A 22,342-nucleotide genomic window follows, 5' to 3' on the forward strand; every position below is an offset into this window, starting at 1 on the left:
GGGGCATTCCGCCGGTACCCTCAGAGGGTGACTGAACGCGCCCCGCTGTCCCGAAAACTGTCCGCAATCGCCGAATCGGCGACCCTCAAGGTCGACGCGAAGGCGAAAGCCCTGCAGGCCGCCGGTCGCCCGGTGATTTCCTACGCCGCGGGCGAGCCCGACTTCTCTACCCCGCAGTCCATCGTGGATGCTGCGACCAAAGCCCTGCGCGACCCCGCGAACTTCCGCTACACGCCTGCCGTCGGCCTTCCCGTGCTGCGCGAAGCGATCGCCGCGAAGACGCTGCGCGACTCGGGGCTCGAGGTCGACCCCTCGCAGATCATCGTCACCAACGGCGGCAAGCAGTCCGTTTACCAGGCGTTCCAGGCTGTGGTGAACCCGGGCGACGAGGTGCTGCTGCCCGCACCGTATTGGACGACCTATCCCGAGGCGATCGCACTGGCCGACGGCGTTCCCGTCGAGGTGTTCGCGGGGGCCGAGCAGGACTACAAGGTCACCGTCGAGCAACTCGAAGCGGCACGAACCGAGCGCACCACCGTACTCGTGTTCGTGTCACCGTCGAACCCGACGGGCTCGGTCTACACGCCCGAAGAAACGAAAGCGATCGGCGAATGGGCGGTCGAGCACGGCATCTGGATCATCTCGGACGAGATCTATCAGAACCTCGTCTACGAAGGCGCGCGCGCCATGTCGATCGTCGAGGCGGTACCGGATGCTGCGGCCCAGACGATCCTCGTCAACGGTGTGGCAAAGACCTACGCGATGACGGGCTGGCGGGTGGGCTGGATGGTCGGACCCAAGGATGCAATCAAGGTCGCCGCGAACCTCCAGTCACACCTGTCGAGCAACGTGAACAACATCGCTCAGCGCGCAGCGCTGGCCGCCCTCACCGGCCCGCAGGGCGAGGTGGAGGAGTTCCGCCTGGCGTTCGACCGACGGAGGAAGCTCATCGTGAGCGAACTCGCGAAGATCGACGGCGTCGCGGTGCCGAACCCGCTCGGAGCGTTCTATGTCTACCCCGACGTGCAGGGGCTGCTTGGGCGCGAGTGGGCTGGCGTCACCCCGACCACATCGCTCGAGCTCGCAGACCTCATCCTCGAGAAGGCTGAAGTCGCGGTCGTTCCCGGTGAAGCGTTCGGCCCGTCCGGGTACCTGCGACTTTCGTACGCCCTCGGCGACGAAGCCCTCCTGGAGGGCGTCCGTCGCATGCAGGAGCTCTTCGCCTAGGACGAACGAGCCGCCCGCGCCCTGGGGAAGGCGACGGGCGGCCCGGGCCGCTGTGGGGTCAGTCGGCCTTCACCACAGCGAAGTCGCCGTCGAGTTCGACGTCGATGTCTTCGCCGTTACCGAGATCGATCTCGACCTCATAGATGTGGTCGCTGTCGTCGCTGTTCTCGACGCTCACCACCGTTCCCGAACCGACGTGAGCGAGAGCAGCCGCTGAAGCGCGCTCGACAATCGCCGCATCGGTCACGGTGTCATCGTCCGTGCCCCCGTCGTCGCTGAAGTCATCGTCGCTGAGATCGTCGTCCTCCGTCGAGACGACGTTCAGATCGGAATCGAGCTTGACCTCGACAACACCGCCTGCATCGAGACGAACGTCGATCTCGTAGGCGTAGGCGGCATTGTCGTCGACGTCTGCATCGAGCACGACTCCCGGTCCGACAGCGGCAAGGGCCGCGGCGATCGCACCTTCGAGGTCCGACGCCTCCACGGATGCGGGTGAAGGTTCAACCGACGACGAGGTGGAGATCGGCGCGAGCGAGGGGGTGTTGCTCGCCGCGACCGCGACCGCAGTTCCACCGGCGATCAGTACGGCTGCTCCGGTGACACTCGTGATCCAGATGATGGGTTTGCGCATGATTCCTCCTGGGTAGGACTCCACGATCTCGCGCGGTCCCTGAAGCAGACCTGAAGCCGGAGAAGTTCGTCAGGAAGGCAGGGTGACCGTGAACCGTGCGCCACCGAGCGCACCCGCATCCACCCGCACATCACCCCCGTGCGCGCGCACGATCTCGCGCACGATCGCCAGCCCCAGGCCACTCCCGCCCGCGTCGCGCGCTCGCGCTTCGTCCAGTCTCACGAAGCGCTCGAACACATGCTCGTGCTCGTCCACGGGAATGCCCGTTCCGTCGTCCTCGACGCTGAACCCGGCTCCCGATGCGGTCTGCATCGTCGCGAACACCACCCGCGTGCGCGCATGTCTGACGGCGTTGTCGGCCAGATTGCGCGTGACCTGACGGAGGAGTCCGAGGTCGCCGTGCAACCGAACGGCGCCCACGGCGTGCGTGTCGACCGTCACTCCCCCGAGGCCACGCAGGCGCCCAGCCTCAGCCAGCAGAAGGTCATCGAGGTCGACCTCGGTGACCGCGAGGGCGAGTGCACCCTCGTCCACTCGCGTGAGCACCAGCATCCCCTGCACGAGGCGTTCCAGGCGCGCGCCCTCGTCGAGCACCACGGCGCTCAATTCGGCCGGGCTGATGCGATCGGGGTGGGCCTGTGCGACTTCTGCGTACTGACGCATCGAGGCGAGCGGCGACTTGAGCTCGTGCGAAGCATCCGAGATGAATCGTCGCTGCGCGGCCTGAGACTCTTCGAGGCGCGCGAGCATGCCGTTCATTGTGTGTGCGAGTCGACCGATCTGATCACGCGTCGCTGGCTCGTCGACCCGTTGGGAGAGGTCGGATGCCGACATCACATCAACCTGACGTCTCATGCGGTCGACCGGAGCGAGCGATCTCCCCACCGCGAGCCACGTGGTCAGAGCCACGACGATGACGATGATCGGAACCGAGACTGCCAGCAGCCCACCGACCGTCGCCAAAGTGGCGTCGGCATCTTCGGTGCTGTGGCCGGCAACGACGATCCACTCCCCCTCCTCTGCCGTCGCAACGACGAAGGGAGGTTCGCCGTCTTCGAGGCGCACGAGCGCGGGGGAGGTTCCCTCGCGGTCAGCGAGCGCACCCACGTCTTCTGCCGCATCGCTCGCAGCGACCACCGCTCCACTGTCACGGTCAACCACCTGCCAGAACCGCTCGTCGTCGAGATCAGGCAACGAATCGACACCTGCGCTGTCGACCTGCTCGGCGAAGGCCTCGGCATCCTGCGCCGCCGACACGGTGAGCTGGTCGTACAGCGCCGTGCGCAGCGTGAACCAGAACCCCACGGCTCCGACGGCAAGCGCGAGCGCGACGACGGATGCTGCGACCAGCGTGATGCGCACGCGGATTCCCGCGCGACGAGATCGCTCACTCACTCTCGAGACCAATTCGGTAGCCCGCGCCGCGGACGGTGCGAATGCTCTCACGCCCGAATGGTCGGTCGACCTTCGATCGCAAGTGCCCGATGTACACCTCGACGATGTTCGGGTCGCCCTCGAACGCGAAGTCCCAGACGCCCTCGATGATCTCGGCCTTCGAGACGACGTCGTTTGCCCGGCGCATCAAAAACTCCAACACGGCGAATTCGCGGCTCGTGAGGTCGATCGGGGAATCGCCGCGGTGCACCAGCCGCGCGGCAGGGTCGAGCGTGAGGTCGCCGACGGTGAGCTTCGCGGGGCGCGCCGCTGCGCCTCGGCGGATGAGGGCGCGCAGCCGCGCGAGCAGAACGGCGAAGGAGAACGGTTTGGTCAGGTAGTCATCGGCGCCGGTATCTAGGCCCTCCACCTGGTCCCACTCGCCGTCTTTGGCCGTGAGCATGAGGACCGGCGTCCAGTTCTCTTCGTCGCGCAACGTGCGGCAGACCACGTACCCGTTCATTCCGGGCAACATGATGTCGAGCAGGATCGCGGCGTACTGCTGTTCGCGGGCGAGCCATAGACCGTCAGTACCCGTGTGCGCGACGTCTACGGCGAAGCCCTCCGCCTCCAGACCTCTCTTGAGCCCTTCCGCGAGGCGCGGCTCGTCGTCCACCACCAGGAGTCGCATGTCTCCATCGTGGCCCATTCATGCTGAAGCCGGCCTGAAGCCGCATCCTGGACACGCCCGCTCAGAGTTCGACGCCCACCAGCACCGGCTCGGGTTGCAGTAACAGACCGAACTCCGAAAGCACGCGACCTTGAATGAAGCGTGCCAGTTCAGCGATCTCGGCCGCCGTCGCCTCGCCGCGATTGGTCAGTGCAAGCGCATGCTTCGACGACAGCGCAGCGCGCGAACGACCCAGGCGAAAGCCTTTGCCGACGCCGGACTGCTCGATGAGCCAGGCGGCGCTGACCTTGACGTCCGATGGAACGGAGGGCTGCGGCGGGATGTAGCCGTCGAAGTTCTCGAGCGGAATCACCAGCAGGGGGTCGAGGTCGGGAGACACCGGCCATTGCGGGCACTCCGGAGGGAGTGTTCGGGCGAAGGATGCCGAGACGATGGCGTTCTGAAAGAACGACCCGGCGCTGTAGGTGTCGGGGTCAGCGTCATCAAGCACCATGCCCTTGCGGGCTCGCGTTGCCAGCACGTGCTCGCGGATCCACGCGAGGGTGACGTTCTGGTCGGCGCGGAGGCCGAGCGCTGACCGCAGTTGTGCGCCCTCGATCGGCCGGTCAGCGTGGCCGACTTCGGCAAGCTCGAGAGTCACCGAGAGAATCACAGCAGCACGCTCGGGCACCGAGCCATAGTGGTGTTTGAGAGCGGACGTGCGGAATCCCAGTCCGAGCTCGTCAGCCGACACGGTGCGGATCTCGTGGTCAACCTCGTCAAGGAGCTCGACCTCGACGAGGGTCTGCACGATCTCTTGCCCGTAGGCACCGATGTTCTGGATCGGTGCCGCACCGGTCGTTCCCGGAATTCCCGACATCGCTTCGATGCCGGCGAGACCGTTTTCGACGGCGTACGCAACGAGGTCATCCCAGTTGTGCCCCGCCTGCACTCGAAGTCGCACGAACCCTGGGCGTGCCTCGAGGCGCTCGATGCCCTGCGTGAGCACGCGCACAACGGTGCCATCGAACGGTTCATCGCCGGCGAAGAGATTCGATCCCCCGCCCAGCATGAGGCAGGGCTCACCCTCGCTCCATACCTCGCGCACGGCCTCGACCAGTTCGTCGCTGGTGGGCGCGTCGATCATCCGGCTCGGTGCGCCGCCGGTGCGCAGCGTGGTCAGCTGCGCGAGCGGGAGGGGGGTGACCTCGGGCATCGTGCCGCTCACGCGGTCCGGACGCGGACCTGCGCCTTGCCCAGCACGGTCGTTCCACCGAACGTCACGGTGAGATCGATGCGGGCCGTGCCGTCCTCGACAGCGCCGACCTTCGCGACGATCTGCAGGTCTGCGCCGGTCTCGGGGTCGACGACAACCGGGCGCGTGAACCGCACGCCGTAATCGACGATGCGTCCGGAGTCTCCAAGCCAGGGCACGAGAGTCTCGACAGCGAGGCCCATGGTGAGCATTCCGTGGGCCAGCACACCGGGCAATCCGACGGACGCAGCGATGTCGTCGCGGTAGTGGATCGGATTGAAATCGCCGGATGCTCCGGCATAGCGCACCAGGGACTCCCGGGTGAGATGAACCTCGCGCTCGGCGACGATGTCGCCCACCACGAGCGCGGTCATGAACCCGCTCCGACCAGGAGGACGGAGGTGGCCGTGACAACATGGGCGCCCGAGGCATCCGTCACCACCGCATCGCTGGTCACCATCGCGTTCCCGCCGAGGGTGCGGATTCCGGTCACCGCCAGCTGCGCGACGAGTTCGTCGCCGGCGACGATGGGGCGCGTGTACGCGAAGCGCTGCTCGGCGTGCAGCACGTGCGACAGCTCGATACCCGAGTCGGGCTCGGCCAACAGCTGCTGCAGCGTGAGGTCTTGCACCACCATCGCGAACGTCGGCGGCGCCACGACATCGGCATAGCCGAGCGCCTGCGCGGCGGCCGGGTCGGTGTGCTGAGGGTCATGGGCGAAAACCGCGCGCGCAAACTCGCGCACCTTCTCACGGCCGACCAAATAAGGGGCGGTCGGGGCGAATTCGCGACCGACGAGCTCGGGGTTCACTGGCACGGTGCCATCCTACCGAGCGCCCTTTCGACCGCGGATCGCCTTGATCGCCATCTGCACAGCGATCACTGTGAGGAACACGGCGAAGAGGATGTTCGCCGTCAGCGGGTCGACGATCGTGGCGATCCACGCCCCGAGTGCCGTGGTGGTGCAGGCAGCCCCACCAACCAGCGCAGCGGCGACCAGGTCGACGTTCTTGCGCTTGATGTTGCCGATCGTGCCCGAGACCGCGGCGGGGATCATCATGAGGAGCGACGTGCCCTTCGCGGCGAGGTCGCTCGTGCCGAAGAGCAGCATGAGCGCCGGAACCACGACGACACCGCCCCCGACTCCGAGCAGCCCTGCGAGCACACCGGTCACCAGGCCCAGCCCCAGCAGAGCGATGACGATGAGCGGGGTCAGGACCAGTTCGGCGTCACGCGAGGGAATCACCAGGAACAGGGTGACGATCACGACGGCGAGGAATCCGACGAACCCCCAGCGCAAGGCCGTAATCGGCGTCCGGGGAAGCAACCATGTTCCACCTTGCGCACCGACCACCGCGCCCACGGCGAGAATCAGAGCGGGGATCCACGCCACCGAGCCGTGCACACCGTAGGAGATGACGCCCACCATCGCTGTCGGCACGATCGCGGCGAGCGACGTGCCTGCCGCCAGGCGCTGGTCGAAGCCCACGAGAAACACCAGGAACGGCACGATGACGGTTCCGCCACCCACGCCGAAGAGGCCCGAGAGCAGACCCGCGGCGAGGCCTATCCCAGTGCACGAAATGATGAAGCGGGCGTCCCGTGGCCGGGTCGCAGCATCCGTCATCACTCGACGTTATCGATCGCCCAGCCGTCGCCTTCGGGAACGAGCGTGTAGGTCAGCTGCTCTTCGAACGGCACGGGCGGATCGGCGGGATTGCCTGCCTCGTCGACGAAGCTGTCGAAAGCCTCACTCGTGCGGACAGTGATCGCGCCCTCGCCCGACTCGATGCCGGTGACGCTCACCTGGTAGTTCTGCACCGAAGTGGCGAACGCCTCCGCCTCGGCTTCAAACGTGGCGCAGTCGGGCCACCCGGGCGAACGGAAGTTCTCGGTCGTGGAGGCGAAGAATGCATCACAGTCCACGTCTTGCCACGCCGCGTCGTAGAGTTCGACGGTCGCGACGGCGGCATCCTCGTCCGCACTCGTGGGCGCCACCGGCGCCGCCGAGGACGACGAGTTGCCGCTCACCGCTGCTCCGAGTAGGAGCACCGGAATGAGGACTGCAGCGGCGACCACCACACCCAACAGGGCGATACCGGCAACGACCCAGATCCACGTCTTCGATTTCTGAGGCTGCGTCGCCGCGGTGAACATCCCGCTGGGCGCCGCGTTGCCGGGGTAGCCGGGCGATGCCGCGTAGGGCGGTACGAGCGGAGTTGCGGGCTCGGCGTAGGCGAGCTCAGGCGGGAGTGCGTCGATACCTTCGGGCTCGGGCGCAGACCCGGCCGCGGGCTCCGGATCAGGGGCAGCGACGTGCTCGGTCCAGCGCGCTCCGTCCCACCAGCGCAGGGCGCCGTGTCCGTCGTCGTACCATCCCGGAGCCATGTTGGTCATGCGGCAAGACTACCGGCCGCATGACCCCCACTTCGGCTTGCGAGCGCGCTCAGCGCGTGCTGAATGCTGCGTCGAACGCCGCGGTCGGCGCGGCGAACGCGTTGCGCTTGACGAACTCCAGCGCCTCGGGCGCACCGATCAGGCGATCCATTCCCGCGTCTTCCCATTCGACCGAAATCGGGCCGTCGTACCCGATGCTGTTGAGCGCCCGGAAGGACGCCTCCCACGGCACATCGCCGCGACCGGTCGAGACGAAGTCCCATCCGCGGTTCAGGTCGGCCCACGCAAGGTGCGAGCCCAGACGTCCGTTTCGACCGTTGCCGAGGTTGAGCTTCACGTCCTTGCAGTCGACGTGGTAGATCAGGTCCTTGAACTCGAGGATGAAGTCCACCGGGTTCAGGTCCTGCCACATGAAGTGCGACGGGTCCCAGTTCAGGCCGAACGCCGGGCGGTGTCCGATCGCCTCGAGCGTACGCACGGTGGTCCAGTAGTCGTAGGCGATCTCGGACGGGTGCACTTCGTGAGCGAACCGCACACCGACCTCGTCGAAGACGTCGAGGATCGGGTTCCAGCGGTCGGCGAAGTCCTGGTACCCGGCATCCACCATCGCCTGAGAAGCCGGCGGGAACATCGCCACATACTTCCAGATGCTCGATCCGGTGAAGCCGACGACGGTCTTGACACCGAGCGCCGCGGCAAGGCGAGCGGTGTGCTTCATCTCTTCCGCGGCGCGCTGGCGCACGCCTTCGGGCTCGCCGTCACCCCAGACCTTGTCGGAGAGGATGTCGCGGTGACGCTGGTCGATCGGGTCATCGCAGACCGCCTGGCCCTTGAGGTGGTTCGAGATCGCCCAGACCTTGAGGTTGTGCTTCTCGAGCAGTGCCAGCTTGCCTTCGACGTAGCCGGGCTCATCCCAGCGCCACGGGTCGAGGTGGTCGCCCCAGCAGGCGAGTTCGAGGCCGTCATAGCCCCACTCTGACGCCAACCGCGCCACTTCTTCGAGGGGCAGGTCGGCCCACTGGCCGGTGAAAAGAGTGATCGGACGCGTCATCGCTGTCTCCTTCGATTCGTGTGAAATGGGTGGGATGCCGCGGCTCAGTCGCCGGTCGACACCCACACGCTACCCGCCTCAGACGAACGCTCGACCGCGTCGAGAACTCGCTGGACGTGCAGGCCGTCTGCGAACGACGGGGACGGTGCGGTCTCGTCGGCGATAGCCGTGACGAAGTCGAAGACCTGGTTCGAGAACCCGTGCTCGTAGCCGAGCATGTGACCGGTCGGCCACCACGGTGCGAGGTAGGGGTGATCCTGTTCGGTGACGAGGATCCGCTGGAAGCCGAGGCCGGTGGACGGCAGTGTCGCGTCGTAGAACTCGAGTTCGTTGAGGCGCTCGAGGTCGAAGGCGATCGCCCCGGTGGATCCTGAGATCTCGATCCGGAGTGCGTTCTTGCGGCCCGTGCGGAATCGCGTGGCCTCGAAGGAGGCGAGCGCACCCGAGCTCAGGCGACCGGTGAACAGGGCGACGTCGTCGACCGTCACCGCCCCGCGTTCTGCGGATGCGGTACCCGAAAGTCCGTGACCCTCCCCCAGAAGCGGGCGCTCCTTCACGAGGGTTTCGATGATTCCCGAGACACCGGTGACGCGTTGGCCGGTGATGTATTCGGTGAGGTCGATCGCGTGAGCGCCGATGTCGCCGAGCGCGCCGGACCCCGCGTGTTCTTTCTTGAGGCGCCAGGTGAGCGGTGACTCGGCATCCATCAGCCAGTCCTGCAAGTACTCGGCGCGCACTTGGCGCACCTCGCCGATGCGACCGGCGGCCACGAGGTCGCGCGCAAAAGTTGTGGCGGGCACACGGCGGTAGGTGAAGCCGACCATAGAGCGGACTCCGCGAGCTGCGGCGCTCTCGGCGGACGCGGTCATCGCTTCGGCCTCGGCGACAGTGTTCGCGAGGGGCTTCTCGCACAAAACGTGCTTGCCGGCCTCGAGGGCTGCGATGGCGATCTCGGCATGGGTGTCGCCCGGCGTGACGATATCGACCACGTCGATGTCGTCGCGGGAGATGACGTCGCGCCAGTCCGTGGCGGTCTCTGCCCAGCCCCATTTGCGGGCGGATGCCTCGACGTTCGCAGCATCCCGCCCGACGATCACGCTCATCTGAGGATCCAGCGGCAGGTCGAAGAAGCGGGGGGCTACACGCCAACCCTGTGAGTGGGCGGCGCCCATGAAGCCGTGGCCGATCATGGCCACGCGGAGAGATGCGGTCATCGCAGTTGTCTTTCTGGAGAGTGGGTGCGGGGCGCCCGCCCTGGTGGACGGACGCCCCGCGGTGTCATCAGGAAGCGAACGAGAGGTCGATGAACTCTTCGACGTTGTCCTTGGTGACGACGGGAGCATCGAGCACGATGCGCTTCGGAATACCGGGGGTGATCAAGTCACCCATGGTCTTGGCCTGCGCGATCAGTCGTGCCAGCGCAACACCGTCAGCTGCCTGCGTCGACGGGTAGATGACCGTCGCCTTGAGTACCGAGTCGTCGGCGGCGATGGCATCCATGGCGTTGCGGCTACCCGCACCACCCATCATGAAGAACTCCTCGCGACCGGCGGCGGTGATGGCGGCGAGAACACCGATGCCCTGGTCGTCATCGTGGTTCCAGATGGCGTCGATCTGCGGGTTCGCTGCAAGGAGCTGCGACGTGACGGACTCGCCACCGGCAACGGTGAAGTCTGCCGCAACGCGAGCGTCGACCTCAAGGCCGCAGTCGCTGAGCGCGTCTTCGAATCCCCGCGAGCGGTCCTGCGTCAGCGGAAGCGAGTCGATTCCGGCGATTTCTGCCACGAACCCTTCGCCACCGAGCTGCTCACAGATGTACGTACCGGCCGAAACACCCATGCCGTAGTTGTCACCGAGGATGGTGGCGCGAGCGGCGAACGGGCTCGAGAACTCGCGGTCGACGTTGATGACCGGGATGCCGGCTGCCATCGCCGCGATGGCGACCTCGGTGAGGGCGGCACCATCGGTGGGCAGCAGGACGATCGCGTCGACGCCGTCGTTGATGAAGGTCTCGACGGCAGCAATCTGCGCGTTGGCGTCGTTGGTGCCTTCAGCGACGCGCAGTTCGACGTCGTCGAAGCTGTCAGCGGCTGCCTGAGCACCGGAGTTGATCGCGCCGAGCCAGCCGTGGTCGGCTGCGGGGCCCGAGAAGCCGATGACGACCGTCTCGCCCGACTCTGCGTTCTCTTCGGTGGACGTACCGCCACCGTCGACAGCGGCCTCTTCTTCGGCACCGGCGGTGCAACCTGCGAGAAGTCCGATGGCGGTGAGCATGGCAGCGCCCGTGAGAACGAGCCGCGTACGCGCCTTGTGGTGTGTGCGCATTGTGTGTTCCTCCTTGAATGTGATGCAGCGGTGACAGGGTGGGTTTTCCTGCGAGGGGGAAGCTGCCCGCACTCATGGGTCCACTCTGACGGGATTCACCGTAACAGAAGTGAGCGTTCGATTGTCATCTTTTGTTTAATCTCCGTCAGAAGTCGCCGGATCGTGATTTTCGAGGGAAAGTCAGACGCGGCTGGGTGGCGACCAAGCCGGAGAACCCCCTCGTCAAGCGGCACGAAGACGTGTTATGTTCGGCGAGTGATCAAAGTTGACCAACAATCGGCATTACTCGACGTCCGAGGCGTGACGAAGTCCTTCGCGGGTGTTCATGCCCTGCGCGGAGTCGACCTTCATGTTTTGCCTGGCGAAGTGCACTGCGTCCTCGGCCAGAACGGCGCAGGCAAGTCCACGCTCATCAAGACGCTCGCTGGGGTCCACCGACCCGACGGCGGTGAGATCTCGTGGCTGGGTGAGACGGTCGTCATCCCGAACCCTGAGTCGGCGATCGAGCTCGGTATCGCCACGATGTACCAAGAGCTTGACGTCGTCGATGGCCTGACGATTGCCGAGAACATCTTCCTCGGGCACGAACTCGCGGCAGGTGGATTCACGAAGCGATCCGAAGCGGCCAAGCAGACGCGCGAACTCTTGCAGCGGCTCGGGCACGCGAACCTCTCGCCCAATACCGAAGTCGGGCAGCTCAGCGCCGCCAACAAACAGATCGTTCAGATGGCACGGGCCCTCTCACACGACATCAAGCTCATCATCATGGACGAGCCGTCCGCTGTCCTCGACAGCGAAGAGGTGAAGAACCTCTTCCACGTCGTTCGCGAACTCACCTCGCAGGGCATCGCGGTGATCTACATCACCCACCGCCTCGAAGAGATCCGTCAAATCGGCGACCGCATCACGGTCCTCAAGGACGGGCGCACCACCGCGACGAGCCTGCCGGTGGACACGACCGAAACCGCAGAACTCATCCGTCTCATGACAGGGCGTGATGTCGAGAACGTCTTCCCCGCGGCTCAGCCGATCCCGGCTGACTCTCCCGTCGTCCTCGAAGTCGAGGGCCTCGGACTTGCCGGAGTATTCGAAGACGTGTCGTTCACCGTGCGGGCGGGCGAAGTGGTCGGCCTCGCCGGCCTCGTCGGTTCAGGACGCTCCGAAATCCTCGAGACGGTCTACGGCGCGCGCAAGTCGACCGCGGGCTCGGTGAGCGTCGGGGGCAAGCAGCTCCGACGCGGCTCGGTCGTCCATGCCGTCGCATCCGGAATCGGGCTCTCGCCCGAGGAGCGCAAGAGCCAAGGGCTCGTGCTCGAAGAGCCCATCTACGTCAACGTCACCCTCGCGTCGATGTCGCGGTTCGCCAAAGCAGGATTCCTTGACGAGCGCGCCGCGCGCAACGTGAGCCGCGAGCAGATCGAAGCGCTCGAACTGCGTCCGGCTGACCCTGACCGCCCCGCGATCACTCTGTCGGGCGGAAACCAGCAGAAGATCCTGCTCGCAAGGTGGCTGGTGCACGGCACCCGTGTGCTGCTGCTCGACGAACCGACCCGTGGCGTCGATGTCGGTGCGCGCGCCGAGATCTACGCGCTGATCCGCCGCCTCGCCGCCGCCGGCAACGCCGTCGTCGTCGTCTCGAGCGAAATCGAAGAAGTCCTCGGCCTCGCTGATCACGTCCTCGTGATCGCCGACGGCCACATCATCAAGGCACTCCCCGCCGCAGAAATCGACGAACACGGTGTTCTCGATCTCGTCATGAAAGGAACCGCCGCGTGAGCGAGCAGACCACCCCCGCCGCAGAGCCCGTTCCGACGGCCTCTACTCCGGCATCGTCCGGCTCGACGGGCCCTGAGAAGAAGAGCGCCTTCAGCTCCTTCATGTCGGGTTCCGTCGGTCGCAACCTCGGCCTCGTGGTCGCCCTCCTCGTGCTGGTGGTGGTCGGAGCCGTGACCGCGCCCGACACGTTCCTCGGCATCTCCAACATCCTGACGATCCTCCGCCAGGCATCGATCATCGGTGTGGTCAGCATCGGCATGACCCTCGTGATCATCGCCGGAGGCATCGACCTCTCGGTCGGTTCTGTCCTGGGCCTGGCGTCCGTGGTGGCGACTCTGATGGTGATTCAGGATGCTGTGCGCCAGACGCACTGGATCATCATGATCGTCGTCGCTCTCGCCGTCGGCGCCGCCGCCGGGTTGATCAACGGAATCGTGATCGCGTACGGCAAGGTCATCGCCTTCATGGCGACGCTTGCCATGCTCGTTGCCGCCCGAGGGCTCGCCGAGATCCTCGCTGACCGGCGCACGCTCGTGGTGGAGAGCCGCCCCTTCATCGACTTCATGAACGCCGACTTCATCGGCGTCGACATCCTGATCTGGATTTTCGCGATCGTCGCAGCCCTCGGATGGGTCCTGCTGAACCGGACCACCTTCGGCCGCCGAACGGTCGCCATCGGCGGCAACCGTGAGGCCGCGCGTCTTGCCGGTATCAATGTCAACCGGCACGTCATGTGGCTGTACGGCATCTCTGGGCTCACCGCCGGTATCGCCGCGGTGATGTACCTCGGACGCACCACCGCCGGCACGTCAACGCACGGCACGCTGCTCGAGCTCGATGCGATCGCCGCAGTCGTCGTCGGCGGAACCCTGCTGGTCGGTGGTCGAGGCACGATCACCGGCACCGTCTTCGGCGTGCTGATCTTCGCCACGCTGTCGAATGTTTTCGTTCAGAACAACCTCTCCTCCTCTGTCCAGGCCATCGCAAAGGGCGTGATCATCGTGGTCGCCGTCCTCCTTCAGCAGCGCTTCGCCAAGCCCAGCGGACGAACTACCTGATCGGATGTCGCCGCCCGGCGCCGTCACGGTTCTGACTGTTGATCGGCGCCGGGTGGCCGCATCCGAGTCAAAGTCCGTCCGATTCCGCGCCATTGTGCGCATCAATACACTGGAGTGTGGGGAAAATGAGCATCGAGCCGTCTTCCGGGGCATCCGGAGTCAGCCAGCTGTTCCAACTTCTGCGCGACGGTGTACCGCGTACCCGAGCTGAGCTGGCAAAATCGACCGGCCTTGCCCGCTCGACCATTGCCGCTCGGGTCGACGAGCTCATGCGCATGGGTCTGATCACTCCGATCGCTGACGGTGTCTCCACCGGCGGACGGCCGCCGTCGCAGTTCGCACTCAACCCCGGCGCACGCCTTGTGCTGGCAGCCGACATCGGCGCTTCGCACGCGAAGCTCGCGATCACAGATCTGACCGGCACGATTCTCGTCGAGCACGGCGAGCCCCTCGATGTCACGCTCGGCCCGGTGACGGTGCTGACGTGGGTGGTCGAGAACGCGCGGGCGCTGATGGAGCGCCTCGACCGCAACCCGAAGGATTTGGCTGCGATCGGAATGGGAATCCCCGGACCGGTCGAGCACTCCACCGGGCAGCCGGTGAACCCGCCGATCATGCCCGGCTGGGATCGCTTCGACGTCCCCGGCTGGGTTCGCCAACACCTCGACGTTCCCGTCCTCGTCGACAACGACGTGAACATCATGGCCCTCGGCGAACGCGCCGCCGCCTACCCCAACGTCGAACACCTGATGTTCGTGAAGATCGCGACGGGTATCGGCGCGGGTGTGATCTCGGGTGGCACGCTGCAGCGCGGTGCGCAGGGCATCGCCGGCGACATCGGTCACGTACAGGTGGCGCGCGGCGCGGGTGTACCGTGCCACTGCGGAAACAAGGGATGCCTCGAAGCCCTCGCATCCGGCCCGGCCATCGCGCGGGCCCTACGAGGCCAGGGCGTGCAGGCCGACTCCGGCAACGACGTCGTGGACCTCGTCAAGCGCGGCAATATCGATGCGATCCAGGCAGTGCGTCAGGCTGGCCGTGACATCGGCGAGGTGTTGACCACCTGCGTCAGCCTCGTGAATCCGTCGGTCATCGCGATCGGTGGGTCGATGGCGCGGGTAGGTGAGCACCTCATCGCCGGCGTCCGTGAAGTCGTCTACACGCGCTCGATTCCCCTGGCCACCGAGCATCTCGCGATCGTCCAGTCGGTTGCGGCGGGTAACGCCGCCGTCCTCGGTGCGTCTGTGCTCGCGATCGAGCACGCACTCTCGCCCGAGACACTCACGTCACTGGTTTCGGCGTAGTCGACGCCGAAGCGACCGCCCGAGCGACCTCGCTGATCTGATCGGGGCCGACGCGACAGCATCCGCCCACCAGTCGCGCGCCGTCGGCAATCCACTCCTGAGCGTGCGCCGCAATCTCGCATCCCGCGCCCGACCACCGACGCGCGTCGGCGTGCCAAACCTCGCCGCTGTTCGGGTAGACAACGCCTGGTCTCGCCCCGCCGAGGTCAGCGAGCGCTCCGCTCACCTGGGCGGCGTCGCAGCAGTTCACCCCGATCGCGACAATCTCAGGCACAGACGCGGCGAGCGCGAAAGCATCGGCGAGCGAGTCCCCTGATCGGAGCGTGCTATCGGCGATCGTGACGCTGACCCACGCCGGTATATCCAGGCCTTCGAGCTCGCGACACACCGCTTCGAGCTCGGCGAGAGATGGGATCGTCTCGCAAGCGATGACATCTGGGCTGGCGGCTGCGAGGGCGTGCAGGCGCGGGCGATGCCACGCGCGCAGTTGTTCCACGCTCAGTCCGTAGTCGCCGGTGTACTCACTACCGTCGGCGCGAGAGGCGCCATAAGGGCCGACGGATGCTGCGACCCACGCCTCCCCTGGGGTCAGTCCCGACTCGTCGCGTGCTTCGCGCGCAAGGTCAACGCTTCGACCGAGCAGCCCGGTGATCTGGTCACGCGTCAGGCCCGCCGCATCCAGCCCGGTATAGCTGACCTGGTAGGACGACGTGATGGCCACGCGCGCGCCCGCGGCGAAGTACTCGTCGTGCGCGCGACGGATCGCCGCGGGGTCATCGATCAGCAGCCGCGCCGACCACAGGGAGGACGACAGATCGTGTCCGTGTGCCTCGAGCAGTGTTCCGAGCCCGCCGTCGAGCACGACGGGCCCGGCTTCGATCGCCTCGGTGAAGGAGCTCATCGGGTCAGCCTACCCAGGGCCGACTTCTCAGCCCGTTCGTAGTCTCGCTGGGTAGCGTCGAGGCATGGCCGATGCTCGCACGCTCATGATCGACGATGACAGAGTTTCCTTTTCCGCCGTTGAGCTGCGGCAGATGCGCGATGAGCTGCAGAGCTTTCTGCTCGAGTACCAGTTCGGTCTGCGCGAGGTCGAGACAAAGCTCGGGATCCTGCGCGATGAGTTTCAGCACACGCACGACTACAACCCGATCGAGCATGTCTCGAGCCGCGTGAAGTCGCCCGACAGCATCGTGGACAAGGTCAGTCGCAAGGGCATCGATCCTGACCTGGACAGCATTCGCACGCACATCACCGACATCGCCGGTGTGCGTGTCACCTGCAGCTTCGTCCACGACGCGTACCGCCTCTTCGACCTGCTCACCGGTCAGGATGACATTCGCGTGCGCGTCGTCAAGGACTACATCGCCGAGCCGAAGGAGAACGGCTACAAGAGCCTGCACGCCATCGTCGAGGTGCCGGTCTTTCTTTCCACCGGCCGAGTGGACGTGCCCGTAGAGGTGCAGTTCCGCACGATCGCGATGGATTTCTGGGCGAGCCTCGAGCACAAGATCTACTACAAGTACGACAGCCACGTGCCGCAGGAGCTGCTGGCCGAGCTGAAGGACGCCGCCACCACGGCCTCAGACCTCGACTTGCGGATGGAGCGGCTGCACCGCGAGCTCCGCGCTCCTGAGGGCAGCGAGCCGGCCCGGATACCCCGGGGCCGATCCGCACACGGCGCCTAGCGAGAACGACAAACCCCCGGCACCGCGAAACCTCGGCGTCGATGGGCCAACGATGCAACGCTCGCTGTCACGCCCTTCAATGCGAGGCGGCGACGGGTCCCCTGCGCTTGACGACTCTCGTCACCGCGAACACGATTCCTGCGATGATCAGTCCGACCACGAGGCCGAAGACGCCCGATAGTGCTGTGTCGATGAACCACACCACGATGGGCCCGAGCGACTCGATGGCGTGCGTCGCGGCGTGCAGCAGGTCGTATGGAGCCTCCCAGAAGGTCAACGCGAGGTTTTCGATCACCAGATGACCACCGACCCAGAGCATCGCTACCGTACCGATGATGCTGATGACGCGGAACACCGTCGGCATCGATCGCACGATCCGCTCGCCGGTGCTGCGCACCTGGCGCGCCGAGCTCGCCGCCATCTTCAGCCCGACGTCGTCGATCTTGACCAGGAGTGCCACGGCACCGTAGACGAGCAGCGTCATCGCGAGAGCGATCACGGCCAGAGCAGCGGCAGTCATCCAGATCCCGAAGTCCGCGTCGAGACTGGCCAAGGAGATCAGCATGATCTCGGCGCTCAGGATGAGGTCGGTGCGGATCGCGCCGAACACGAGCTTGCGCTCGTCGCGCGGTTCAGCCTGACCTGGGCCGTGGTGAGCGCCGAACCACTCCAGGACCTTCTCAGCGCCCTCGAAGCAGAGGTAGGAGCCGCCCAGGATGAGCAGCCATGGCAGCACCCATGGCGCGAAAGCAGTGAGCAGCAAAGCGATGGGGATGATGATGACGAACTTGTTGACGAGACTGCCGATTGCGATCTTCCCGATCATCGGCAACTCACGTGCAGGAAGGACTCCCTGCACGTACTGAGGGGTGACGGCCGCGTCATCGATCACCACGCCAGCGGTCTTCGCGCTCGCTTTTACGGCGGCGGTGAGGATGTCGTCCACGACTGCGAGCAAACCGACCGACAATGCGCACCTCTTACTTTGGGGCCTCCGACGCGCGGGCGCGCGCCGATCGGCCTCATGCACGCTAGTGCACCACTGCCTCGACGACAATCGGGTTGCGTTCGGAGAGCACACCGGTTGCCGGCTTGGACGTGGCTAGTGCGGGTGCGGTGAGGGACCCGTTTCCGGGCGTCCGTGGAATGCGCGCGCTCGAAGCGGCCAATTGTGGGCGCGGGGCATCCACTGATCTCGACAGCACGCATTCCGGAATCCAAACGTTCAACCACGGTCCGATCACTGTGCTCGATGCGTGTCACCCGCCCGCCCCCTCAGGAGCCTTGCGATCGCCCCGGAGGCCACCGATCACGCGCGTGAGGGCTATCTCGTTCTCCTCCGGCAGGGTCAGTCAGACTCCCGCCGATTCGCCGCCCTTTGCTCTGACGATGACTTTGCCGTGCAGGTGGCCGCGCTCGCTGAAGGCGAGCGCGTCGGGTAGCGCGTCGAAGTCGTATGCTGCGGCGATCGCGACGTGGAGTTCGCCGCGTGCGGCGGACTCGAACACTTCGCGCACAGCGGCGGTGATGGTCAGCTGGGTGGGATCGCCGCCTGCGACGATCGCTCCCTGGGCTGCAGAGGCGAAGTCCACGATGGTGACGATCTGGCGCGCCGGGATCACGTCGGTGACGCGGCCGATGAATCCGTGGCCGGTCGTGTCGTATGCGGCGTGAATGCCAGCCGGCGCGAGCCGTCGCAGGTCGTCGACCAGGGCGGGGCCATAGTCGATTGGGGTTGCGCCGAGTTCTCGAACGTAGTCGTGGTTGCCGGCGCTGGCTGTGCCGATCACGGCGTGTCCGTCGCGGACCAGGAGCTGAGTGATCATGCTCCCGACCGCGCCGGCGGCGCCGTTCACGACGACCGTCGACGCCGGTCCGGGCTGCAGCAGGGCGTAGATCCGGGTAGCGGTCTCAGCCGCTGTCGGCAAGGCCGCCGCCTGTTCAGTGGACAGCCCTGCGGGTACCCGCAGTAGCCGGGTGGCTCTCGTGATGGCGGTCTCGGCGAATGCGCCGCTGTCGATGAAGCCCGCGACACGGTCGCCCACGGCGAACCCGGTGACGTCCGCTCCGACACTGAGCACGGTACCGGCCGCTTCTGAGCCGATCACGGCGGGCAGTGGCAGGGGGATCAACTCGGCCAGCCACCCGTTGCGGATCTTCCAGTCGAGTGGGTTGATCGCGATCGCCTGCAGACGGACGGCGATCTCGTCCGGGCCGGGCGGGGGCTGGTCGAGGGTTGCGTGCTGGAGTCCGTCCGGGCCGTAGTGCGAGAGAAGGTAGGCGTTCATGGTGATGATTCCTTTCAGGTGGTGTGGGGTCAGGCTGCGAGGAGCGGGTAGTCGGTGTATCCGTGTTCTGCGCCGCCGTAGAGGGTGGCGCGGTCAGGCTTGTTCATCGCCGCCCCGCTGCGGATGCGGGCGAGGAGGTCGGGGTTGGCGAGGGCGAGCGAGCCGACGCTGATCACATCGGCTAGTCCGTCGTGCACGTCGTCTGCGCGCTGGACAACATCGGCGCCGGCGCGGTTGAGTACGAGCCCAGTGGGCCAGCTTGCCCGGATGCTGCGCAGGAGCGCCTCGTCGCCCAGGTGCACCACGTGCAGGTACGCCAGCCCGAGTGGAGCGAGGCCGGCGATCAGCGCGGCGTAGAGCTCCGCGGCATCGGTTTCCTCGATGTCACCGAGCGGGCTGCCAGGGCTGATCCGATAACCGACGCGGTCGGCACCGATCTCCTCGGCGACCGCGCCGGCCACCTCGAGCGGGAAGCGGATCCGGCCGGCCATGTCGCCGCCGTACAGGTCCGTGCGGCGGTTGGCGTTGCTGCTCGTGAACTGCTGGAGAAGGTAGCCGTTCGCGCCGTGCAACTCCACGCCGTCCGCGCCGGCGTCGACGGCGAGCCGCGCCGCGCGGCGAAAGTCCGAGACGGTCTGCGCGATGTCGGCCTCGGTCATCTCGCGCGGCGTCGACATCGGCTGCGCGCCGGTCGCCGTGAACATGTCCCCGCGCGCCGCGATGGCCGACGGCGCCAACGGGGTACGACCGTGCGACGTGTTCGAGACGTGCGACACCCGGCCCACGTGCATCAGCTGAATGACCAGAGTCGATCCCGCCTCGTGCACAGCATCCGCCACCCGCGACCATGCCTCAGCCTGCTCGGCGTTATGAATTCCCGGGGTGGCCAGGTAGCCCTGACCGTCCTCGGACGGCTGCGTGCCCTCGGTGATCAGCATCGCCAGGGAGGCTCGCTGCGAGTAGTAGGTGCGTGTCAGGTCGGTGACGAGCCCCGCGCTCGTGGCGCGACTGCGTGTCATCGGGGCCATCGCCACCCGGTGCGGCAGTGCGATCCGGCCCAGGGTGGCGGGCGACCACAGCGCCCCGGTCTGGGTGGACTCATTGGTGGACATATTCACAACTCCTTCGACTTTGAACTACTTATCAGCACACAACACGGGCGCTTCGGCGTTTATTTCCAATTCGAAGCAGGTTCGTCGATAGAATTGTGGACATGGCGCAGCGATCGGTCCCGCAGGCCCTTCCGAGCGAGTTCGGTGTGTACTTCGCCCTTCTCGAGGTGGGCGCCCTGGTACAACAGGGCGTGCAGGGCCAGCTCCGCACCGATGGGGGGCTGAGCTTCGTCCAGTTCCAGATCCTCGCCGTCTTGGCGGAGCGCCCCGAGACGCCGCTGAGTATGACGGACATTGCGGACAGGATCGTGCACAGCAGGAGCGGCTTGACTTACCAGATCGCGAACCTCGCGACCGCCGGACTGGTCGCCCGCGTGCCGTCACCCGACGACGAACGCGGCGTCAACGTGAGCCTCACCCCCGTCGGCGCCAGCCTTCTCGCACGCGTACTGCCAGGCCATGTCAGCGTCGTTCACGACGTGCTCATTGCCGCACTGGGCGATGAAGACAGAGCCGAACTGACTCGACTACTCACAAACGTCGCGGCCCACGTGCGGTCCCAACCCTCACGATCGACTCGCCGCTAACCTCGCCGCGATGGCACCCCTGGACGATGCGAAAGTCCGCACACCCAAGGACCGGCTGCCTCACACGCGGGATCCGGCGGAAACACATTCGTCGGATCCCCCAATCGCGCGCGACAGAACCGTACCCACCCTGCCTCTTCGCGGTGCCGGTTTGGGCCCCGTAACCCGCGAGCCGACCGTCGCAGCAAAGGTCGCCCAACGAGCGATCGGGGAATGGGAAGCGCTTCGCTGTATCCCTCTACCTGGCTCCCGATTGCCTGCGCGGGAGCGTATGACTCAACCTGCCGCTCGTCAGAGCCGCCCGACGTTCTCGATGTCTTCCCAGAACTCTGACGCCACTTCGGCCGACACCGTTGCGCGCGTCGCCGAGATCGCCGCAACGTAGTCCGTGAGGAACGGCCCGTCCGGGTTGTCGGCTCCCGAGGCAACAGCGCTCTCGAGGGCGGACTGCGAGGCCTTGCGGGCTGCGTACTCGATGTCGGCTGGTGAGAAGCCTTCGGTCATCTCGACCAGCACACTTACGTCAATATCGACCGCAGCGGCGGGGATGTAACGCTCCCAGATCGCCTCACGAGCTTGATCGTCGGGAAGGCCGATAGGGATGACGTAGTCGAAGCGTCCGTGACGGAGGAACGCAGCATCCAATGCCCTGATGAAGTTTGTGGCGCAGATGAGGAGTCGACCAGGCTGATCACGGAAGGCCGGGATGATCTTGAGCAGCTCGTTGGTCACGCCCTGCGTCGGTGACGGGGGCTCGCCCTGCCGATGGGAGGCGATCTCTTCGACCTCGTCGATGAAGACGACGGCGTGCTCGAGTTCGGAGATCTTAAGGAACGTCTCGCGGAGTGCCCCGGCCAGTCCGCCCGGGTGCGACGCCAGCCGGGAGGGAAACACTTCGACGAACGACCACTCCAACCGTGAGGCGATGGCCTTTGCGAAGGTCGTCTTTCCGGTTCCGGGAGGCCCGAAGAGCACGATCGCGCGGGGAGGCACGACACCGAAACGGTCGGCCAGCTCGGATTGCGCCAAGGGCATGACGACTCGACGCTCGAGCAGGTCTTTCTCGGCGGTCATCCCTCCCACCGCGTCCCAGAGTCCGCGCGGCAGTACCCGCCCACCCAACTCGGCGAGGATCTTGAGCTCCTCGTGCTGCACGGGGATGTGCCGCTCGAAGTAGTGCAGGTCTTGCTTGAGCGCGAACCCCTGGTGCAGAAAGGCCCCCACGCGGGTTTCGGCTGCGGGCATCAGCGCCGAGAGTTTGGAGATGCCCACCGCAGCCATGCGCGCTTCGAGCGCAGCGAGCATCGACGAACCGATGCCCGTCCCCCGCACATGGGCTGCCGTCGCGAGGAAGACAACCCACCCTTGAGCGTGCGCAGCGCGCCCGATCGCGGCGCCGACCACCTCATCACCGATCACCGCGACGACCGCATGGTCTTTGGCGCAGGATGCGAGCACGTCAGAGAGTCCGTAGACGGGCTCGGCGTCGGCCGTCAACATCTGTTCCCACAACCGCAGGATGCCGTCCACATCGTCCGCGTGATAATCGCGGATGCGCCAACCGGTCATGTCGTCTCCTTCGACTCTGCCGCGCGCGAC

General features: G+C 66.2%; 22 protein-coding genes. 6 read left to right on the top strand and 16 right to left on the bottom strand.

Features of this window, described 5'->3' with window-relative positions; all coding sequences use genetic code 11:
* Positions 1 to 27: 27 nt before the first annotated feature.
* Positions 28 to 1,227, top strand: coding sequence for a pyridoxal phosphate-dependent aminotransferase (locus LG299_RS06330; RefSeq protein WP_404434166.1), 1,200 nt, complete (start codon positions 28 to 30; stop codon positions 1,225 to 1,227).
* Between the two features lie 58 nt (positions 1,228 to 1,285).
* Here the strand turns inward: LG299_RS06330 and LG299_RS06335 are convergent, their stop codons facing one another.
* From LG299_RS06335 to LG299_RS06385, 11 genes are all read right to left on the bottom strand, one after another.
* Positions 1,286 to 1,861, bottom strand: coding sequence for a PepSY domain-containing protein (locus tag LG299_RS06335; protein WP_404434167.1), 576 nt, complete (start codon positions 1,859 to 1,861; stop codon positions 1,286 to 1,288).
* A gap of 69 nt (positions 1,862 to 1,930) precedes the next feature.
* Positions 1,931 to 3,256, bottom strand: coding sequence for an ATP-binding protein (locus LG299_RS06340; protein ID WP_404434168.1), 1,326 nt, complete (start codon positions 3,254 to 3,256; stop codon positions 1,931 to 1,933).
* A complete protein-coding gene (locus LG299_RS06345) occupies positions 3,249 to 3,926 on the bottom strand; it encodes a response regulator transcription factor (RefSeq protein WP_404434169.1) in 678 nt (225 codons plus the stop codon). Before LG299_RS06345 ends, LG299_RS06340 begins: the two co-directional genes overlap by 8 nt.
* A 61-nt stretch (positions 3,927 to 3,987) precedes the next feature.
* A complete protein-coding gene (locus tag LG299_RS06350) occupies positions 3,988 to 5,121 on the bottom strand; it encodes a UDP-N-acetylmuramate dehydrogenase (RefSeq protein WP_404434171.1) in 1,134 nt (377 codons plus the stop codon).
* A gap of 8 nt (positions 5,122 to 5,129) precedes the next feature.
* Complete coding sequence (locus LG299_RS06355; protein ID WP_404434172.1) at positions 5,130 to 5,534, bottom strand: MaoC/PaaZ C-terminal domain-containing protein; 405 nt, start codon at positions 5,532 to 5,534, stop codon at positions 5,130 to 5,132.
* Positions 5,531 to 5,977 (bottom strand): MaoC family dehydratase N-terminal domain-containing protein, encoded by a 447-nt coding sequence (locus LG299_RS06360; RefSeq protein ID WP_404434173.1) that lies wholly within the window; start codon positions 5,975 to 5,977, stop codon positions 5,531 to 5,533. The genes LG299_RS06355 and LG299_RS06360 overlap by 4 nt, the downstream gene beginning before the upstream one ends.
* Before the next feature lie 9 nt (positions 5,978 to 5,986).
* A complete protein-coding gene (locus LG299_RS06365; RefSeq protein WP_404434174.1) occupies positions 5,987 to 6,787 on the bottom strand; it encodes a sulfite exporter TauE/SafE family protein in 801 nt (266 codons plus the stop codon).
* Positions 6,787 to 7,557 carry a DUF2510 domain-containing protein gene (locus LG299_RS06370; RefSeq protein ID WP_404434175.1) on the bottom strand — a complete coding sequence of 257 codons (771 nt, stop codon included), beginning with the start codon at positions 7,555 to 7,557 and terminating at the stop codon, positions 6,787 to 6,789. Before LG299_RS06370 ends, LG299_RS06365 begins: the two co-directional genes overlap by 1 nt.
* A 49-nt stretch (positions 7,558 to 7,606) precedes the next feature.
* Entirely contained in the window at positions 7,607 to 8,608 is a 1,002-nt protein-coding gene (locus tag LG299_RS06375; RefSeq protein ID WP_404434176.1) for a sugar phosphate isomerase/epimerase family protein, read from the bottom strand.
* Positions 8,609 to 8,652: 44 nt separating this feature from the next.
* Positions 8,653 to 9,798, bottom strand: coding sequence for a Gfo/Idh/MocA family protein (locus tag LG299_RS06380; protein ID WP_404434824.1), 1,146 nt, complete (start codon positions 9,796 to 9,798; stop codon positions 8,653 to 8,655).
* Positions 9,799 to 9,889: 91 nt separating this feature from the next.
* Positions 9,890 to 10,933, bottom strand: a complete 1,044-nt coding sequence (locus LG299_RS06385; protein WP_404434177.1) for a substrate-binding domain-containing protein — start codon at positions 10,931 to 10,933, stop codon at positions 9,890 to 9,892.
* A 300-nt stretch (positions 10,934 to 11,233) separates the two neighbouring features.
* On the opposite strand from LG299_RS06385, the gene LG299_RS06390 reads away from it, so the two are divergent.
* From LG299_RS06390 to LG299_RS06400, 3 genes are all read left to right on the top strand, one after another.
* Positions 11,234 to 12,709, top strand: coding sequence for a sugar ABC transporter ATP-binding protein (locus LG299_RS06390; RefSeq protein WP_404434178.1), 1,476 nt, complete (start codon positions 11,234 to 11,236; stop codon positions 12,707 to 12,709).
* A complete protein-coding gene (locus LG299_RS06395) occupies positions 12,706 to 13,767 on the top strand; it encodes an ABC transporter permease (protein ID WP_404434180.1) in 1,062 nt (353 codons plus the stop codon). The genes LG299_RS06390 and LG299_RS06395 overlap by 4 nt, the downstream gene beginning before the upstream one ends.
* A 125-nt stretch (positions 13,768 to 13,892) precedes the next feature.
* Positions 13,893 to 15,071, top strand: coding sequence for an ROK family transcriptional regulator (locus LG299_RS06400; RefSeq protein WP_404434182.1), 1,179 nt, complete (start codon positions 13,893 to 13,895; stop codon positions 15,069 to 15,071).
* On the opposite strand, the gene mmuM is transcribed toward LG299_RS06400, so the two are convergent.
* Positions 15,049 to 15,972 (bottom strand): homocysteine S-methyltransferase, encoded by a 924-nt coding sequence (gene mmuM / locus LG299_RS06405; protein ID WP_404434184.1) that lies wholly within the window; start codon positions 15,970 to 15,972, stop codon positions 15,049 to 15,051. The genes LG299_RS06400 and mmuM overlap by 23 nt on opposite strands.
* A gap of 64 nt (positions 15,973 to 16,036) precedes the next feature.
* Between mmuM and LG299_RS06410 the strand changes: the two genes are divergently transcribed.
* The gene (locus tag LG299_RS06410; RefSeq protein WP_404434185.1) at positions 16,037 to 16,756 is read left to right on the top strand and encodes a GTP pyrophosphokinase family protein; all 720 of its coding nucleotides are present in this window, start codon (positions 16,037 to 16,039) and stop codon (positions 16,754 to 16,756) included.
* A gap of 76 nt (positions 16,757 to 16,832) precedes the next feature.
* On the opposite strand, the gene LG299_RS06415 is transcribed toward LG299_RS06410, so the two are convergent.
* The 3 genes from LG299_RS06415 to LG299_RS06425 form a co-directional block, all read right to left on the bottom strand.
* Positions 16,833 to 17,726: a DUF808 domain-containing protein gene (locus tag LG299_RS06415; protein WP_404434187.1), complete on the bottom strand. Its 894-nt coding sequence runs from the start codon at positions 17,724 to 17,726 to the stop codon at positions 16,833 to 16,835.
* Positions 17,727 to 18,108: 382 nt separating this feature from the next.
* Entirely contained in the window at positions 18,109 to 19,044 is a 936-nt protein-coding gene (locus LG299_RS06420) for an NADP-dependent oxidoreductase (RefSeq protein WP_404434189.1), read from the bottom strand.
* Positions 19,045 to 19,073: 29 nt separating this feature from the next.
* Positions 19,074 to 20,156, bottom strand: coding sequence for an alkene reductase (locus LG299_RS06425; protein ID WP_404434191.1), 1,083 nt, complete (start codon positions 20,154 to 20,156; stop codon positions 19,074 to 19,076).
* Positions 20,157 to 20,257: 101 nt separating this feature from the next.
* On the opposite strand from LG299_RS06425, the gene LG299_RS06430 reads away from it, so the two are divergent.
* Positions 20,258 to 20,743, top strand: coding sequence for a MarR family winged helix-turn-helix transcriptional regulator (locus LG299_RS06430; protein WP_404434192.1), 486 nt, complete (start codon positions 20,258 to 20,260; stop codon positions 20,741 to 20,743).
* Between the two features lie 291 nt (positions 20,744 to 21,034).
* Here the strand turns inward: LG299_RS06430 and LG299_RS06435 are convergent, their stop codons facing one another.
* Positions 21,035 to 22,312 carry an ATP-binding protein gene (locus LG299_RS06435; protein ID WP_404434193.1) on the bottom strand — a complete coding sequence of 426 codons (1,278 nt, stop codon included), beginning with the start codon at positions 22,310 to 22,312 and terminating at the stop codon, positions 21,035 to 21,037.
* Between the last annotated feature and the right edge of the window lie 30 nt (positions 22,313 to 22,342).

Source organism: Microbacterium lacus, from assembly GCF_044794305.1.
GTDB lineage: Bacteria > Actinomycetota > Actinomycetes > Actinomycetales > Microbacteriaceae > Microbacterium > Microbacterium lacus_B.